Below are 15,600 nucleotides of genomic sequence, written 5' to 3' on the forward strand. Positions count from 1 at the left end.
AGGGGACTTTTAATTTCTATGTGCAACTAAAGCACGCGTTATAGCTTCATCTTACATAATGGCGCGATGTTCTTTTATCACACGCAGGTATCTAAAATCAAAATCTTCAGGTCCTTGTACAGGAAGGCCAACTTCTAAATTATGCTGAATATAATCGAGATTATCCTGTGTGATGATTTCCCCAGGTAAAAGCACAGGGATACCTGGCGGATAGACCATAATAAACTCAGCAATGATCCTCCCGTGAGACTCATAAAAGGGAACCAACTCTGTGTCGGCATAGAACGCATCTCGTGGAGACATGGCTAGCTTAGGAATATTCGGGAGCTCTACGGGCAGATTGGTCACTTTATCCGGTTGCTCCACAGCTACGTGTAGTAAACGCTCGAACGCTTGCACGAGCGTTTCAACATCCGCTTTAGTATCTCCTGGTGTCACAATACACAATATGTTATACAGATCACTCATCTCAACTTCAATATTGGCGTCTTCACGTAGCCACTTTTCTACGTCATAGCCCGTCAAACCTAAATCCTTGACATGAATCAGTAGTTTAGTCGGGTCTAGATCATAGATCGCTTCATCGTTACCAAGAATATCTTCACCCATGCAGTATAAGTGAGGCATCTTGTTTATCTCTTGACGAGCCCAATTTGATAAGGCCATCGCTTCGCTGATTAATGAGTGACCTTCTAACATGAGCTGTTTGCGTGCCACGTCCAATGAGGATAGCAGTAAGTAGGATGTTGAGGTGGTCGTCATCATACTAATGACGGTTTGCACCCGTTTCGCTGTAACCAAACCTTCTCGAATGTTCAGGATAGAGCTTTGCGTCATCGAGCCACCTAGCTTGTGCACACTGGTCGCCGCCATATCAGCCCCGGCCTCCATAGCAGACATCGGTAAATCTTCATGAAAGTGGATGTGCACCCCATGCGCCTCATCTACTAAAACAGGGACGTCATACGCATGAGAGACTTGGACAATCTCCTTCACATTTGCGGCTACACCAAAATACGTCGGATTAATCACTAATACCGCTTTAGCATCGGGATGCTGTTCTAACGCAGTCTGTACAGCAGTAGTGGCCATACCGTGGGAAATACCCAACTTTTTATCCATAGCGGGATGGATGAAAACAGGAATGGCTCCCGCCAGAATGATGGCAGACGAGATGGATTTATGCACGTTGCGAGGGATAATAATTTTATCTCCTGGCTGACATACGGAAAGAATCATGGCCATGATCGCACCACTTGTCCCTTGCACGTTGAAGAAGGTGTGGTCAGCACCAAATGCGTCAGCTGCAAGTGCTTGTGCCTCCTTAATAATGCCCTGTGGGTGGTGAAGATCATCTAATGGTTCGATATTAATTAAATCTATATTAAGCGCATTTTGCCCTATAAAGTCACGAAATTCAGGGTTCATGCCTTTTCCTTTTTTATGTCCAGGGATATGAAATTGGATCGGGTCCTTTTGCGCATGCTGCATAACCCCGGTAAATAACGGGGTGCGCGTATGATCATATTGAGAAGACACGGACAACACCTCTTTCTATACACGCAGGTGATCATATTATAGTGTGAGTGAATGTAAGTCACGTTTATGTGACGGTTCAATAAAGCAAATAGAGTATATCAGAAAATATCATGAATGCAAGCAAAAAATAATGCAAGTCCTCTACAAGTCCCAAACAAACCTTTAAAATATAGATAATAATGACGAGGAGGGGTATAGTGAAAACAAGGCTAACCTCATTATTACAAATTAAGCGTCCAATTATCCAAGGGGGACTGGCTTATCTTGCCTACGCAGACTTGGCAGCAGCCGTATCTCGTGCGGGTGGATTAGGTCAAATCACGGCGATGTCGCTATCATCCTCCAGCGAATTGGAAAGAGAAATCAATAAAGTATATGAGCAGACGGATCAACCTTTTGGTGTGAATTTTGCCATTGGTCAACACGGACGACCTTATGAAGAGATGCTAGAGGTCGCCATTGAGAAAAAAGTGCCCGTGATTAGTATGACTGGTGGCAACCCTCAACCGCTACTCGAACGCCTACAAGGAACGGGAACAGCCACGCTAGTGCTCGTCTCATCCGTGCGCCAGGCCCAAAAAGCGGAAGCGCTAGGGGCCGATGCGGTTATGGCGGTAGGACAAGAAGGGGGCGGGCATTTAGGGCGTGACGATACGGGTACGATGGTCCTCATTCCGCGTGTTGTTGACGCTGTATCCATCCCTGTTGCCGCAAGTGGCGGAATAGGAGATGGAAGAGGACTACTCGCTGCGTTAGCTTTAGGGGCGGACGGGATTGAGATGGGCACACGCTTTATCGCCACCAAAGAATGCTTGCATGCTCATCAAGCTTATCAGTCCCTTATCCTGCAAGGGAGTGAAAATGACACTGTGGTGATTAAGCGTACCCTTGGGGCCCCGGCCAGAGCTTTGGATACGCGAACCACGCGCTTAATTCTAGAAAAAGAAGGGCAAGGTGCCACTTACGACCATCTCCAACCCCTTATCAGTGGTCAAACAAATAAAAAATTAATTCACGAAGGTCATATAGACGAAGGGTTCGGCTGGGCAGGTCAGGTGATAGGAATGATTGACGATGTCCCTAGTGTGGCAGATCTGCTAGAGCGAATGGAGGAAGAGGCACAGGCGCGGGTCAAGAGATGTCAAGAAGCAGTAGATAACAATGGATAACAAAACCCTCAGCGACTGCAATCGCTGAGGGTTTGATAAATGCTTAATTACTGCTCCTGATAGGCCAATTGATATAAAGGCACTAAGGTCTCCAATGTGTCCTTTGTATACTGCATGAATCGCTCCCCGTCGGAAAGTAGCGAATCGTTAGCGGCAATGTGGCGCCCAACGAGGAACTCCGCTTTCTTTACGTCCCTAAAACGCACAAGCACATCTTTCAGCCCTTGTTGCTTCAATACATCTTTCGCTTTAGCGTCCTTCTTGGTATGGTCCAGAGAAATCACATAATCGTTAGGAATCGTGTCGTCCAACTGATCTAAATGCTTGAGGAACGTCTGGGCAATCTCTCTTTTGTAGGGTAATTCATAAATAAAAGCGAGCCAAATGAAGACATGATCATCAAATAGCCCGACTTGAAAGTGAGGATGCTTCTTATACCCGCGCTGGTTAGGTGCAATCGCCAACCATGTGTCATGAGGGGGATTCACTGTACGCCGAGCGTGCTTAGCGATATGAAGATACATGTCGTTGCCTAGCATGTGGGTCATTTCCTCCGTCAGCACGTCCCCGATTTGACGAAACTTAGGTTGGATTCGTTCTTTAATCGCTTCCATGCGGGCGTCTAAGCCTTCTATGTGAAAGGTATTAAAGTCGTCTTCAGTAAAACCAGTAAATGTATGGGTACTCATTGTGTGCCTCCTTTATATCTCGTTGACATGATAAAAGTGATAGAGATAAATATAACAAAAATATAGCATACTAAAAATTGTTATTGCAAAATACAGCGATGCATAATAATATATACTAACAATAAAAATAATTTTCTGAATAATCAGTACGAAAGGGTGACGTAACCATGGAACAGGTCATTGAAGTTTTCAGAAGAGATGATGCCGAGAAAAGAATTCCTGTGTTACGGATGGAAATTGATTATGAGCTTTTAAATTTACATGAAGCTATGCTCGATGAGGACTTAGAGAAGATGGAAGCGTGCAAGGTTAAGCTACAGAAGCTTAGAAAAGAAATGATGATGTTAGAAGCTTATTCTATTGGAGGGTAATCGTGAGACAGTGGCGAAAGAAGATAAGAGACCCGTAAACATCCCGTTCGATTCATCAGAGCGGGGTGTTTTAGTTTATAGTATACTTGGGATAAGAGATAAAAGAGAGATGGAGGCATGAATCCATGGAAGCACATCAAGCATGGCAGGATATTTACCACACAGCAAAAGCATGGACACAAGAAGCAGGCCAACGCCTAAGAGATACACTAGGTGGAACCTTGAATGTTGAATACAAAACCTCCGCAGCGGATCTGGTGACACAAAAAGACCATGAAATTGAAGAATTCTTCATTGAACATATTCGACATCACTATCCGGAACACGCTATTTTAGGGGAAGAGGGATTAGCTGAGACGATAGAAGATCCCTATCGTGAAATTGTCTGGGTGATCGACCCTATTGATGGGACCACTAACTTCGTACATCAACAAGCTAATTTCTGTATATCCGTTGGCATTTACGAACAGGGGGAGCCCAGGATTGGTATCATATACGATCCGATCCATGACGAATTTTTCCACACCTTAAAGGGACAAGGAGCATACTTCAATGAACGTAAACTTGAACCGCTAGAGAAGACGACAATGGAGCAGTCTGTCCTCGGCATTAACGGTTTGTGGCTAACCCCTAATCGCCGATACGATCATCGTAAGCTACAATCGATTGTTCGTCATGCGCGTGGGTCTCGTTCCCTTGGGTCAGCGGCCCTGGAGCTCGCATACGTCGCTTGTGGACGATTAGACGGGTATTTGACGTTACGTTTATCTCCATGGGACTACGCCGCGGGGCTTGTCATTTTAAATGAATTGGGTGCGAGAATGACCACGATAGAAAATGAACCGATCGACATCTTTACGTCTGAACAAACGTCTATATTTGTCGCTAAGCCTGGCCTTCATGAGCATATTAGTGACCACTTTTTACTCGTAGATGAAGCGCCAGGATGGTAATACGATACATAAATTGGGAGGGGAAGTACAATGAAAGTAGGCTACATCGGTTTGGGCACAATGGGATTGCCAATGGTCAAGAACCTGCTACAAGCGGATATTGATACATGGGTGGTAAGCAGAAGCCGTCCCCCTATAGAGGAGGCGCTAAAATTAGGGGCAAAAGAGGCCAAAAGCCCTGCAGACCTCACATCACAGGTGGATGTTGTCATGACATGTCTACCAACCATAGAAAGTATTGAGGAGATATATTTTGGAGAGAACGGCATTATTCAAGCAGGTGTCCAGGATACCATTGTGCTTGAGCACAGTACAGTCTCACCACAGTTGAACGAAAAACAGCATCACGCTATCACTCAGAAAGGTGGTCTTTTTTTAGATGCGCCTTTAAGTGGAGGACCAATGGGAGCTGAGGCTGGTACCTTGACGATCATGTGCGGTGGTGATGAAAGCGCATTTGAGCGAGTGCGTCCGATACTAGACGTTGTAGGTCAAACGATAGCGCTTGTTGGACCGGTTGGGTCTGGAAGTGTCGTCAAGCTGATCAATAACATGTTAGTTGGCGTTCATACACAAGCCTTGTCTGAAGCCTTTGTCATGGGAGCCAAAGCGGGAATCGATCCTGCGATGATCCACAGGCTGATCAAAGTGAGTACCGGTCATTCACATATGATTGATCGCACCATTGACCTCATACAAGACCGTGATTTTGAGCAACGCTTTATGGTTGACCTGCTACATAAGGACATGAAACTAGCGATCGATCTGGCCAATAACTTAGGGGTTGAAGCAGAACTGGGGGGCCGTACGGAACAAATCATTCAAGACGTGTCCGATAAAGGGTACGGTAAACAAGATGTGGCGGCTATCATTCGAAGGGTAGAAGAGCAAGCCGGTGTCGAAGTAAAGCGCAAATCTGACTCAAACTAGTCAAATGAAGGGATAATATTAAAAAATGGTGGGTTAACGAAAAAGGAAGAAAGGCAGTCATTACGACGCCTTTTTCTTCCTTTTTTTCTTTAACATGAAGCCCGTCCCCATCACACAAACGGAAGCGAGTAAAGCACCGATAAACCCTATGGCACTACGCTCAGCCACAGCGATTCCAGCTAATACAAAGCAGGTCACCGCTAAGATGGCGAATATAAGTGCAATCGTATTCCAATTCATCGTAAACTCCCCTTCTGTGTTGTAACAAAACTTTGTCACAGTTGCTACTCTTCTAAAACAAGTGTACACTTGTGTAGGAATATCTACAATACAGGACGGGAGTAGAATAATTAGATGAGTGAAAGACAGGACCTTAGAAATATTGCGATTATCGCACACGTTGACCACGGAAAAACAACATTGGTTGACCAATTGTTAAAGCAGTCAGGAACCTTCAAAGAACATGAGCAACTGTCAGAAAGAATGATGGATTCTAATGACCTTGAAAAAGAAAGAGGCATTACCATCCTAGCAAAAACCACCGCCATTAAGTACGATGATCATAGAATTAATATCCTGGATACACCTGGCCACGCAGATTTTAGTGGGGAGGTTGAGCGTATTTTGAAGATGGTCGATGGCGTGCTACTCGTTGTCGATGCTTTTGAGGGTTGTATGCCTCAAACACGCTTTGTGCTAAAGAAAGCACTCGATCATAACCTTACCCCTATTGTGGTTCTAAACAAGATCGACAGAGAGAACGCTAGACCCCAGGAAGTGGTAGATGAAGTATTAGATTTATTTATAGATCTAGGTGCGGATGAGGATCAGCTGGAGTTCCCAGTGGTATACACTTCAGCGATTGCGGGCACGTCTAGTGACCAACCTGAGGAGCAACAGGAGAATATGGATGCGCTATTTTCTTCCATCCTCTCTCATATACCAGCTCCAGCCGTTGATACGGAACAACCCCTACAACTTCAGGTCACTATGTTAGATTACAATGACTATCTTGGTCGTATTGGCGTGGGGCGTGTTCAGCGCGGACGTATTAAACTGAACCAGCCTATCGTCGTGATCACCCGTGAAGGTAAACAAAAATCCTTCCGTGTGACCAAGCTTTTCGGTTTCCTAGGGCTGAAAAGGGTGGAAATAGAAGAAGCTCAGGCGGGGGATATCGTGGCCGTTGCAGGCTTAGAGGACATTAACGTGGGTGAAACGGTATGTGACGCCGGTCATCCCGAACCTCTACCTCTCTTAAAAATAGACGAACCGACGTTACAGATGACGTTCTTAGTGAACAATAGTCCCTTTGCTGGTCGTGATGGTAAACACGTGACCGCCCGTAAGCTAAGAGAACGCTTGTTTAAAGAACTTGAAACGGACGTCAGTTTACGTGTAGATGAAACTGATAGCCCAGAAGTGTTCACGGTTTCAGGGAGAGGGGAACTCCATCTGTCTATCTTAATCGAGAACATGAGACGTGAAGGATATGAGATACAAGTCTCCAAGCCAGAGGTCATTGTCAAAGAAATCGACGGAAAGAAAATGGAGCCATTTGAGCGTTTAATTATCGATGTCCCGGATGACTATACCGGCAGTATCATGGAAACGTTGGGTACAAGAAAAGCGGAAATGCTGAACATGGTCAACAATGGATTCGGGCAAGTACGCCTCGAATTCCTGATCCCGTCAAGAGGGTTGATCGGTTATCGCACCGAGTTTCTCACACAATCACGTGGATACGGCATCATGACGCATTCCTTTGACTCTTATCAACCTCTCGTCAAAGCGACGCTCGGAGGACGACGCTTCGGAGCGTTGATCGCTCACGAAACGGGGACGGCTAACACGTATGGGCTACTGAATGTTGAAGATCGTGGAACGATGTTCATTTCACCAGGGACAGAGGTTTATGAAGGCATGATTGTCGGAGAGCATTCTAGAGATAATGACCTTGTCGTAAACGTCTGTAAGACGAAGGCCGCTAATAATATTCGTTCGGCAACGAAAGAAGAGACCGTTAAATTAAAAGCGCCTCGTCAACTCACTTTAGAAGAAGCATTAGAATTTTTAGGGGACGACGAGTATTGCGAAATCACACCAGACACGGTAAGATTACGCAAGAAGTTTCTCAATAAATCGGAACGTGAACGTCATGAAAAGAATCAGAAATTAGGACTTAAGTCCTAAGGTTTGGAGGGGAGCGTATGATAACCGATCGGTTATTTGTAGACGGAGAGTTGACCTTTGGGGCCTTTCTTATTCTGTATCTTATAACGGCAGTATTGCTTGGCCTTGTCTACAAGCTTGGCTTTGAACGAAGACTTCCCGTCCTCAAGGCTTTCATTGTCTATGTTGTCCTAGCCATCGGTGCCTTACCATTAGCGTTTTTAGGCATTGCCTTGCCCTTTATTGAAGCGTTAATCATTGCTGTTGCGATGTTAGCCATCGTAAGGTTCAGGATGAAAAAGGCGTCGTAGTTTATTACTTTACTGACTGCCTTTAGTAGGGGGTTGTTAACATGAAGCTAGATGATGCCATATTTAACTGGTTACAAATTAGACATGTGGCTGAGATGAAACCGGATGATGAAGCGGCTCAAGATACGTACGAATTCTTCACAACCATCTTAGAAGAAGATCATCACCTGACAGATATTGAGGTCAAGCTTGAAGACAACATGCATATTGTGTCTTTTGTTAAGGATGAGCAAGAACGTAGCAAAACATATCCCAGTGAGTTTGTGCATCAATTGTATCACGATTTAGAAAATATGCATGACCAGAACCAGACAGGCTGTTAGAAAGACAGGTAGCATAAGAAAAAGTGTAGTCCTCAGGTGGACTACACTTTTTTAGATAAAAAATTAATAACGGTAGGACAGATCATGGCTTAATGGTCGCTATAAATGTTTCATTGCGTTACACATTTATAACCAACCGTCATCCTCTTTTGAATGCACCGGTTCGGTCAGTTTGCCTTCTCTTTTTCTTTTTTCAGTCTTTTCAGTAATTCTAGCGTGACAGGTCTGACACACGTAAGTTGATAAAGGGTGGTTTCTTAGACGTTTTCCTAATAACGAATCTGCATCAATGCGTTCAATCGTATCGCAAATTACACACTGTATCTTCATATTTGTGCCTCCTATATCACTAGTATAGCATGGATTGATACAGCTTCATACGTGTACATAGCGAACACGGGGTCTGATTGACACTTTTTTTATTAGGAATTAAACTGTGTTATAGACCAAGGGAGTGCTAAAAGATGTCAAATTTTAATGAAGTCAGTCGTAGTAAGAGTCACGACCTCAAGAAAAGACGAAGAAAAAAATCAATCATTGGCATGATGATTTGGATGACGGTCTTTTTTATGCTAGGGACGATCACTGTCTTTGGCTATACTTACTGGAAAGTGGATCAAGCGTTCCATAAAGTGAGTAAACAGGATAAAGTAAGTGCAGCCACACAAGATGACACACCGCCATCAGCTTCAGAAGATGATAAAAAGGATGGTAAACTTCAGGAGGAAGAGGATCAGATTAAGCCACTCGCTGTGGCCATTATTGGCACAGATCGACGAACAGGATCTGGTGGAACACTCAACACAGACGTCCTCATGGTTGCTCTGATTGACCGAGAAACGCCTTCAGTCTCCATTTTGTCCATTCCGAGAGACACTAAAGTTCAAATACCGGGTCATTCAGGTTATATAAAAGCGAATGCGGTATTTGCACGAGGCGAAGCGGAAGGGAATCGTCAGAAGTTTGCCGGAGAAGAGCCCACGACCTCTGGAACACAATTGGTCAAGGAAACATTAAGTGAATACTTAGAGATACCAGTAGATTACCATGTACATATCGGCTTTCAAGGCTTCGTCGATGTCGTGGATGCTGTTGGTGGGGTCGAAGTGGATGTATCCCGTAGCATGAAGTATCACGATCCAGAAGATGGAACGCAGATTGACATTCCAAGGGGTGTGCAGGTGCTTAATGGTTATCACGCGTTAGGTTATATCCGTCATCGCCTGGATGATCGTGGAGAAGCATACTACTCTAGTGATTTTGAACGTAACGAACGCCAGCATGAAGTGATCCGCGAGATAACAGACCGTTTAACCACCGTTGAGGGTCTATCTAAGATGGATCAAGTGTTGGATGCTGTTGTACAAAATGTATCTACAAATTTCACGCCTGATGAGATGAAAGAGCTCATATGGGACTTAAAGTCTCTGTCACCTTCAGATTTAGAATCGATAGAAAATGACGCTTATTGGGATTCATCACAAGGATATACCATAATACCTGACGAACGTATAGAAGAGATAAAAAAACAATTCCAAGATAAATTTGAATAAAAGGAGTGAGTGTCATGGCACAGACAGTTGAAACACAACTTACGGAGGAATTACATGCTTTATTACAAAAAGAGCGCTTTGTCACTTTAGCGACCGTGGACAAAGAAACTGGTGCACCTAATGTCAGCGCAATCTCTTGGGTTTATGCTCCTGATCGTCAAGTCGTGCGCTTTGCGGTAGACAATCGTTCCCGTATCATCGAAAATATCGCAAAGAATAGTAGTGTCGTTCTTAATGTCATTGGTGCAGGCTCTTGCTACGCTATAGCGGGCAAAGCGAATGTAGCCGTTGAGAAATTGGATGATGTGCCATTAAAGTTAGCAAGAGTAGACATTGATGTGACCGAAGTGCGTGATGTCATGTTTTACGGTTCAAAAATTTCCGTTGAACCAGAATATGAGAAAACGTATGATGAAGAAGCAGCCGCTAAACTGGATCGACAGGTGCTTGAAGCTCTTAAGGCTTAAGTGAAAGTGGCCCTGCGAAATTGATGTTATTTAGGAGTAGTAGGGATTTTATAAAGGGAAAATGCATATTGAAATGCACCTTGAAAACTAAAGGATGAGTAAAAAAACACCGTGAATGGCGCTCACGGTGTTTTATTGTTATCTGTTGTTATTTTGATTTTCTTTTTGTTTTTGGTTTCCTTGTGCTGGTGTTTGTTTTTGACCTCCATCAGGCTTTTCAACCTGTCTAGGTAGCTGCGGCATGAGACGTCCGACGATCCCTGCTAATTCATCCATCACACCTGCTAAAGGTCTCCCGTTACGGATTTCCTCACCCATTTCTTGCAATCTGTAATAAGTATCCACATCAGCGGTGACAACAGCGTAAGCGCCTCGTGGATCGGCCTTAAGAGCCTCAGCCACCGAGTATTTAATCGACCCGACTTTAGAACGGTCAAGTTCCGCATCTACATCAATACCCACTACCGCGTAGCGTCCAACGACAACAGCTGTGGCGTCATTAACTTGATCCACCTGTGTGGCTAAGTCAGCGAGGCGATCAGCAATTTCTTGGGCACGAGCCGATTGGTTAGGGGATTGCGGCGCACGCATATTGTTATTATCCTGTTGTCCCTGTTGTTGCCCCTTCGCTTGATTTTGTTGTTGTTGTCCATTTTGCTGTCCTTGCTGATTGCGGTCAGCGTTCCCCATGTTGTTCGTTTGCCCATCTTGTCCTCCCATAGGTGCTCTTCTAGAGCCGTGGGGAAGGGCTTGATCATAAGAATATATGCCTTCTAAGTCCCGATCTCGGGATCTCATTTGCCCAGACTGTCTCCCGTCATACGTCTCACTCTCAAACTGAGGGTTTTGATCATAAGATGTAGGAGGGTGGTTTTGATAAGGCTGTGTTTGAGATTGTGGATTACAAGCGGTTAGCACTGCTATGCCAAGTAAAACCATCAGCAGACGGAAACGGGTTTTCTTCATCGGTAATCCATCCTTTCTATGTTGTACAAACTTTTGAAGATTACCTATAGTTTATCCGTCTAACTTAAATCCATAAGTCATACAATGAAAAATAACAAGAACCGCATCTTATAAATTATTCCAGTAAGGCATCAATTTTCTTCAACCAAAGGGAGGCGGAAATTTGAAAAAGATCTACGTATTGGACACGAATGTGCTCTTGCAGGACCCTCGGTCAGTTTTGTCATTTGAGGAAAACGAAGTTGTCATTCCAGCAGTTGTACTAGAAGAAGTCGATTCCAAAAAAAGATACACTGATGAAATTGGGCGAAATGCAAGGTATATGTCCCGTTTGCTTGATAAATATAGGCAAAAGGGTAAACTACATGAAGGAGTAGATCTTGAAAACGGAGGAACACTCCGTGTGGAATTAAATCATCGTTCATTTCAAAGGCTACGTGATACCCTCATAGAGAAAACCAATGATAATCGTATCATTGCTGTCGCATTAAACTTGAAAGAAGAACAGGATGTCAAACCGCAAGGGGGCAGGCCTGTAACGCTTGTTAGTAAGGACGCATTAGTACGGGTGAAGGCAGAAGTATTCGGTTTGCACGCCGAGGATTTTTTATCTGATCAGGTGGTGCAATACTCAAAGATTTATCCGGGTAGTCAGGAATTGAAGACAAAAAGAGAGGTCATTAATCAGTTATACTCTGATCAAAAAATAGAAATAAAGCACGTGGCGCAGCATGAGCGCTTGAATCCCCATCAATTTATTATATTTAAAGATGAAATGGGCTCCTCTGCTTCAGCGATTGGGAGAGTGAGTGCAGATCAACAATCTGTTACACTGCTACACCAAGAAGAGCACGTCTGGGGAGTTAAACCGCGAAATGCCCAACAAAAAATGGCCCTAGAATTGTTACTCAATGATGACATCCCTTTAGTGACAATGACTGGTAAAGCAGGTACAGGTAAGACGCTGTTATCCTTAGCGGCTGGATTATATAAGATCGAAGATGAACATCGTTACCAGAAGTTGTTAGTCGCCAGGCCCGTTGTTCCTATGGGCAAAGATATTGGCTTTTTACCTGGGGAAAAAGAAGAAAAATTAAGGCCCTGGATGCAACCCATATACGATAACTTAGAGTTTCTATTTCACGCCAAAAAACCGGGTGAACTTGACCGTATTTTAGCAGGAATGAATCGAACTATTCAGGTCGAAGCGCTGACTTATATAAGAGGCCGTAGCATTCCCGAACAATTTATCATCATTGATGAAGCACAGAATCTGACTAAGCATGAAGTAAAAACGATTATTACAAGAGTAGGTGAAGGGAGTAAGATTGTACTCATGGGCGACCCGGAGCAGATAGATCACCCCTATTTAGATGAGTCTAACAACGGTTTAACCTACGTGGTCGAAAAATTTAAAAGCTATGCCGTCAGTGGTCATATAAAGTTAGAAAAAGGTGAACGCTCTTCCCTCGCTAAACTTGCTGCACAAATTTTATAACGGTAAAATACAGACAAAGACAATAACAGAGGTGGTAATAAGATGAACCTATGGATGGAACCTTTAGGGCCTTTACAAACAAACGGTTATGTACTCTCTAATGATCAAAAACAAGGAATCATTATTGACCCTGGGATGAACCCTGAAGCGATGGTAGAGCACGTTCAAGATTTGGATATCAAAGCCATTCTCCTTACGCACGCCCATTTTGATCATATTGCGGGTTTAGAACACGTTCGCCAGCAAACTGGCGCGCCAGTGTATATTCATAATCTTGAACAGAAATGGTTAACAGATCCTGACCTGAATGGGTCCAGTCGGTGGAGTATGGTCACTGAGCCCGTTATCTGCCAGCCAAGAGACCAAGGTCTAGAGGATGGGCAAGCATTGACGATCGCAGGTATCGATATGAAGGTGATGCACACACCTGGACATTCTCCTGGTAGTGTCTCCTTCTACATAGAACAAGAAAATCTCGTCATTGCAGGAGATACGCTATTCTCTGGTTCTATCGGCAGAACGGACTTGCCTGGTGGGGACCATGTCAAACTTTTAAATAGTATTAGAGCGTATATCTTAACGTTACCTGAAGAAACGATCGTCTACCCGGGGCATGGTCCACAGACGACGGTGGGACAAGAAAAAGCAATGAATCCATTCTTGAATGAGCGTTAGGCGATGGCTTTACTGAACCATATCGTCAGTAAAATAAAACAGCGGCCATCTCAATCCATCTCCTTTTATGAGTACATGCAAGACTGCTTGTACCATCCCGTATACGGTTACTACATGCGTGAGGAACGAAAGATTGGTAAACAAGGCGATTTCTATACTTCAAGCGATGTTCATCCAGTGTATGCACGCGTCTTAGCCGATATTTTTGTACAAGTGGTGCAACAATCTCGTCAGCCTGTATCCTTTGTAGAAATGGGAGCGGGCAAGGGCACGTTCGCTAAACAGATGTTAGATGCCTTACAAGCTGAGTATCCATCCGTATATGAACACACACAGTATGTGATTATTGAAGTAAGCGGATACCATCGACGTGTCCAGGGTGAGTTACTTAACGGACATGATAACAGGGTGGTGTGGACCACGCTCGCCGACCTCAGCGACCTGACCCAGGACAGACAGGTTTTCTTTTACAGTAATGAACTCGTTGATGCCTTTCCCGTTCATGTGCTTGAACAACGTCCTGATGACAGAAGATATGAACGCTTCGTTGGCTGGGATGAAGGTCAACAACGATTGACGGAAAAATGGCTACCGTTAGAAAGGGATGATATACATCACTATCTTGATAAGCATGGCTTCAAATTATCAGAGGGACAAAAAATTGAAGTGTGTCCCGATATGTGCCAATGGCTAGCTGAAGTAACAGAGGCTGTGGAAGAAGGCATGTGGATAACGGTGGATTACGGTTATTTAACAGAAGAGTATCAGCACCCAGCAAGAAAAGACGGTACCTTATTGTGCTACGATCGTCATCAGACGGACGATCGACCTTTGGAAAGACCGGGAGAGAAGGATATAACCGCTCATGTTCACTTCGAAGTATTAAGGGATGAGGCGATAGAGCGGGGCTGGACTGAGTTAGCGTATCTCCCTCAGCATCAGTTCTTATTGCAAGCGGGAATCCTAGACCAGTACACAGAACAAGCGGGTGGGGACCCTTTTCAGAATGCGACTTTACGCAAGAATCGAGCCATCAGACAATTTGTGTCTCCAGAAGGCTTAGGGGCGACCTTCAAAGTGCTCATATTAGCAAAGGGTGCACCTGCTCAGCAAAGTTTTTCGTTTCTCAATGCGTTTAAATTTAGGCTATAGTACGACGCTATTAACAAGATGACAAATACGTAACAAAAAAAGACACGGGTGTTTCATTCCCGTGTCTTTTCTCCTGTTTTTCACTGTTTTTTCATGGTAAGCGTAATACTTAAGACGATAAGTCACCCATTCGTCCCATGGATCATGCTCTCTCCGTCACATCATAAACGTTGTGTAATATGTAAATCCAACAAAGAATAAGACGAGGTAACCAGCGAAAATATAGATATAACCTCTCTCAGAGAAATTCATATAGCTAAGGGCTAAGAATATAACGGTTTGAGCAAAAAATAATAAGGCCATTCCTTCCATATGTCCCACGAGTGCTAATATAGCGGTTACGGCCGTCCAAAATGCAAAGACGCGATACATACGTGGCATGTTGTTTTTCCTCCTTTACATCTCTCACCAGCATAGATATTCCTATTATAGATGAGTTTTTGGAGCTTGTAAACGTATATTCACAGAAGAAATAATGTCATATTTCTGAACAATCGTTGAAGCACGAAAGCACACAGGCATCCCAGTTATGAAGAACATAAGGCTGGGTATATGCTTGCTGTGTGGGTGTGTTGTGTGTGTTATCTTTAAACCGGAGGGACTTGAATGTTTTTATGTATGTTTATAGCTGTGACCACACCGGATGTGATTCCACTATTCCTTTCCAAAAAAGAAATGGCTGGGAAGACAGGATTCGAACCTGCGCATCACGGAGTCAAAGTCCGTTGCCTTACCACTTGGCTACTTCCCATCGACATTTTTTAGTATGGACGCTAACGCGGAATATATACACAAAAAACAAAGATTAATTCAAGCCCCACAGGATAAATCA

The 15,600-nt window shown here is 44.1% G+C and carries 19 protein-coding genes and 1 tRNA gene; 13 read left to right on the plus strand and 7 right to left on the minus strand.

The window, feature by feature from the left end; translation table 11 throughout:
* Window positions 1-51 precede the first annotated feature (51 nt).
* Window positions 52-1,491 carry an aminotransferase class I/II-fold pyridoxal phosphate-dependent enzyme gene (locus JKM87_RS00325; RefSeq protein ID WP_419761831.1) on the minus strand — a complete coding sequence of 480 codons (1,440 nt, stop codon included), beginning with the start codon at window positions 1,489-1,491 and terminating at the stop codon, window positions 52-54.
* A gap of 227 nt (window positions 1,492-1,718) precedes the next feature.
* Between JKM87_RS00325 and JKM87_RS00330 the strand changes: the two genes are divergently transcribed.
* On the plus strand, window positions 1,719-2,708 hold the full coding sequence (locus JKM87_RS00330) for an NAD(P)H-dependent flavin oxidoreductase (RefSeq protein ID WP_202076617.1): 990 nt from the start codon (window positions 1,719-1,721) through the stop codon (window positions 2,706-2,708).
* A gap of 47 nt (window positions 2,709-2,755) precedes the next feature.
* On the opposite strand, the gene JKM87_RS00335 is transcribed toward JKM87_RS00330, so the two are convergent.
* Window positions 2,756-3,397 carry a YktB family protein gene (locus tag JKM87_RS00335; protein WP_202076619.1) on the minus strand — a complete coding sequence of 214 codons (642 nt, stop codon included), beginning with the start codon at window positions 3,395-3,397 and terminating at the stop codon, window positions 2,756-2,758.
* A 167-nt stretch (window positions 3,398-3,564) separates the two neighbouring features.
* Here JKM87_RS00335 and JKM87_RS00340 point away from each other — a divergent pair, with 167 nt between their 5' ends.
* The 4 genes from JKM87_RS00340 to JKM87_RS00350 are packed head-to-tail and all read left to right on the plus strand — an operon-like array spanning window position 3,565 to window position 5,651.
* Entirely contained in the window at window positions 3,565-3,768 is a 204-nt protein-coding gene (locus JKM87_RS00340; RefSeq protein ID WP_202076621.1) for a hypothetical protein, read from the plus strand.
* Window positions 3,758-3,889, plus strand: a complete 132-nt coding sequence (locus JKM87_RS17995) for a hypothetical protein (protein WP_272899156.1) — start codon at window positions 3,758-3,760, stop codon at window positions 3,887-3,889. The genes JKM87_RS00340 and JKM87_RS17995 overlap by 11 nt, the downstream gene beginning before the upstream one ends.
* Before the next feature lie 4 nt (window positions 3,890-3,893).
* Entirely contained in the window at window positions 3,894-4,721 is an 828-nt protein-coding gene (locus JKM87_RS00345; RefSeq protein ID WP_202076623.1) for an inositol monophosphatase family protein, read from the plus strand.
* A 30-nt stretch (window positions 4,722-4,751) separates the two neighbouring features.
* Window positions 4,752-5,651 (plus strand): NAD(P)-dependent oxidoreductase, encoded by a 900-nt coding sequence (locus JKM87_RS00350; protein WP_202076625.1) that lies wholly within the window; start codon window positions 4,752-4,754, stop codon window positions 5,649-5,651.
* A gap of 60 nt (window positions 5,652-5,711) precedes the next feature.
* Here the strand turns inward: JKM87_RS00350 and JKM87_RS00355 are convergent, their stop codons facing one another.
* Window positions 5,712-5,891 (minus strand): DUF5325 family protein, encoded by a 180-nt coding sequence (locus tag JKM87_RS00355; protein ID WP_202076627.1) that lies wholly within the window; start codon window positions 5,889-5,891, stop codon window positions 5,712-5,714.
* A 114-nt stretch (window positions 5,892-6,005) separates the two neighbouring features.
* Here JKM87_RS00355 and typA point away from each other — a divergent pair, with 114 nt between their 5' ends.
* From typA to JKM87_RS00370, 3 genes are read left to right on the plus strand one after another with little or no spacing between them, the layout of a single operon-like run.
* Window positions 6,006-7,844 (plus strand): translational GTPase TypA, encoded by a 1,839-nt coding sequence (typA, locus tag JKM87_RS00360; RefSeq protein ID WP_202076630.1) that lies wholly within the window; start codon window positions 6,006-6,008, stop codon window positions 7,842-7,844.
* A 17-nt stretch (window positions 7,845-7,861) separates the two neighbouring features.
* Complete coding sequence (locus JKM87_RS00365; protein ID WP_202076632.1) at window positions 7,862-8,134, plus strand: YlaH-like family protein; 273 nt, start codon at window positions 7,862-7,864, stop codon at window positions 8,132-8,134.
* 41 nt (window positions 8,135-8,175) lie between these two features.
* A complete protein-coding gene (locus JKM87_RS00370) occupies window positions 8,176-8,457 on the plus strand; it encodes a hypothetical protein (protein ID WP_202076634.1) in 282 nt (93 codons plus the stop codon).
* 126 nt (window positions 8,458-8,583) lie between these two features.
* On the opposite strand, the gene JKM87_RS00375 is transcribed toward JKM87_RS00370, so the two are convergent.
* The gene (locus JKM87_RS00375) at window positions 8,584-8,787 is read right to left on the minus strand and encodes a YlaI family protein (RefSeq protein ID WP_202076636.1); all 204 of its coding nucleotides are present in this window, start codon (window positions 8,785-8,787) and stop codon (window positions 8,584-8,586) included.
* 134 nt (window positions 8,788-8,921) lie between these two features.
* Here JKM87_RS00375 and JKM87_RS00380 point away from each other — a divergent pair, with 134 nt between their 5' ends.
* Together JKM87_RS00380 and JKM87_RS00385 are read left to right on the plus strand one after the other, a co-directional pair.
* Complete coding sequence (locus JKM87_RS00380) at window positions 8,922-10,010, plus strand: LCP family protein (protein ID WP_202076639.1); 1,089 nt, start codon at window positions 8,922-8,924, stop codon at window positions 10,008-10,010.
* A gap of 14 nt (window positions 10,011-10,024) precedes the next feature.
* The gene (locus JKM87_RS00385; RefSeq protein WP_202076643.1) at window positions 10,025-10,477 is read left to right on the plus strand and encodes a pyridoxamine 5'-phosphate oxidase family protein; all 453 of its coding nucleotides are present in this window, start codon (window positions 10,025-10,027) and stop codon (window positions 10,475-10,477) included.
* Window positions 10,478-10,615: 138 nt separating this feature from the next.
* Here the strand turns inward: JKM87_RS00385 and JKM87_RS00390 are convergent, their stop codons facing one another.
* Window positions 10,616-11,443: a YhcN/YlaJ family sporulation lipoprotein gene (locus tag JKM87_RS00390; RefSeq protein WP_236838486.1), complete on the minus strand. Its 828-nt coding sequence runs from the start codon at window positions 11,441-11,443 to the stop codon at window positions 10,616-10,618.
* A 163-nt stretch (window positions 11,444-11,606) separates the two neighbouring features.
* Between JKM87_RS00390 and JKM87_RS00395 the strand changes: the two genes are divergently transcribed.
* From JKM87_RS00395 to JKM87_RS00405, 3 genes are read left to right on the plus strand one after another with little or no spacing between them, the layout of a single operon-like run.
* The gene (locus tag JKM87_RS00395) at window positions 11,607-12,941 is read left to right on the plus strand and encodes a PhoH family protein (protein ID WP_202076645.1); all 1,335 of its coding nucleotides are present in this window, start codon (window positions 11,607-11,609) and stop codon (window positions 12,939-12,941) included.
* A gap of 42 nt (window positions 12,942-12,983) precedes the next feature.
* Window positions 12,984-13,616 (plus strand): MBL fold metallo-hydrolase, encoded by a 633-nt coding sequence (locus JKM87_RS00400; protein ID WP_202076647.1) that lies wholly within the window; start codon window positions 12,984-12,986, stop codon window positions 13,614-13,616.
* Between the two features lie 3 nt (window positions 13,617-13,619).
* Complete coding sequence (locus JKM87_RS00405) at window positions 13,620-14,768, plus strand: class I SAM-dependent methyltransferase (RefSeq protein ID WP_202076649.1); 1,149 nt, start codon at window positions 13,620-13,622, stop codon at window positions 14,766-14,768.
* A 156-nt stretch (window positions 14,769-14,924) separates the two neighbouring features.
* On the opposite strand, the gene JKM87_RS00410 is transcribed toward JKM87_RS00405, so the two are convergent.
* Complete coding sequence (locus tag JKM87_RS00410; protein ID WP_202076652.1) at window positions 14,925-15,149, minus strand: DUF2626 family protein; 225 nt, start codon at window positions 15,147-15,149, stop codon at window positions 14,925-14,927.
* 295 nt (window positions 15,150-15,444) lie between these two features.
* Window positions 15,445-15,519, minus strand: a tRNA-Gln gene (locus tag JKM87_RS00415).
* Window positions 15,520-15,600: the final 81 nt, after the last annotated feature.

Source organism: Caldalkalibacillus salinus (genome assembly GCF_016745835.1).
In the GTDB taxonomy this organism is placed as follows: domain Bacteria; phylum Bacillota; class Bacilli; order Caldalkalibacillales; family JCM-10596; genus Caldalkalibacillus_A; species Caldalkalibacillus_A salinus.

What these genes read in the sequence shown, in the direction of transcription:
- JKM87_RS00375 (WP_202076636.1), bottom strand. Translation starts at nt 8,787, where the DNA reads ATGAAGATACAGTGTGTAATTTGCGATACGATTGAACGCATTGATGCA.
- JKM87_RS00390 (WP_236838486.1), bottom strand. Translation starts at nt 11,443, where the DNA reads ATGAAGAAAACCCGTTTCCGTCTGCTGATGGTTTTACTTGGCATAGCA.
- JKM87_RS00345 (WP_202076623.1), top strand. Translation starts at nt 3,894, where the DNA reads ATGGAAGCACATCAAGCATGGCAGGATATTTACCACACAGCAAAAGCA.
- JKM87_RS00330 (WP_202076617.1), top strand. Translation starts at nt 1,719, where the DNA reads ATGACGAGGAGGGGTATAGTGAAAACAAGGCTAACCTCATTATTACAA.
- JKM87_RS00405 (WP_202076649.1), top strand. Translation starts at nt 13,620, where the DNA reads ATGGCTTTACTGAACCATATCGTCAGTAAAATAAAACAGCGGCCATCT.
- JKM87_RS00340 (WP_202076621.1), top strand. Translation starts at nt 3,565, where the DNA reads ATGGAACAGGTCATTGAAGTTTTCAGAAGAGATGATGCCGAGAAAAGA.
- typA (WP_202076630.1), top strand. Translation starts at nt 6,006, where the DNA reads ATGAGTGAAAGACAGGACCTTAGAAATATTGCGATTATCGCACACGTT.
- JKM87_RS00370 (WP_202076634.1), top strand. Translation starts at nt 8,176, where the DNA reads ATGAAGCTAGATGATGCCATATTTAACTGGTTACAAATTAGACATGTG.
- JKM87_RS00380 (WP_202076639.1), top strand. Translation starts at nt 8,922, where the DNA reads ATGTCAAATTTTAATGAAGTCAGTCGTAGTAAGAGTCACGACCTCAAG.
- JKM87_RS00365 (WP_202076632.1), top strand. Translation starts at nt 7,862, where the DNA reads ATGATAACCGATCGGTTATTTGTAGACGGAGAGTTGACCTTTGGGGCC.
- JKM87_RS00385 (WP_202076643.1), top strand. Translation starts at nt 10,025, where the DNA reads ATGGCACAGACAGTTGAAACACAACTTACGGAGGAATTACATGCTTTA.
- JKM87_RS00325 (WP_419761831.1), bottom strand. Translation starts at nt 1,491, where the DNA reads ATGCAGCATGCGCAAAAGGACCCGATCCAATTTCATATCCCTGGACAT.
- JKM87_RS00355 (WP_202076627.1), bottom strand. Translation starts at nt 5,891, where the DNA reads ATGAATTGGAATACGATTGCACTTATATTCGCCATCTTAGCGGTGACC.
- JKM87_RS00350 (WP_202076625.1), top strand. Translation starts at nt 4,752, where the DNA reads ATGAAAGTAGGCTACATCGGTTTGGGCACAATGGGATTGCCAATGGTC.
- JKM87_RS00400 (WP_202076647.1), top strand. Translation starts at nt 12,984, where the DNA reads ATGAACCTATGGATGGAACCTTTAGGGCCTTTACAAACAAACGGTTAT.
- JKM87_RS00410 (WP_202076652.1), bottom strand. Translation starts at nt 15,149, where the DNA reads ATGCCACGTATGTATCGCGTCTTTGCATTTTGGACGGCCGTAACCGCT.
- JKM87_RS00335 (WP_202076619.1), bottom strand. Translation starts at nt 3,397, where the DNA reads ATGAGTACCCATACATTTACTGGTTTTACTGAAGACGACTTTAATACC.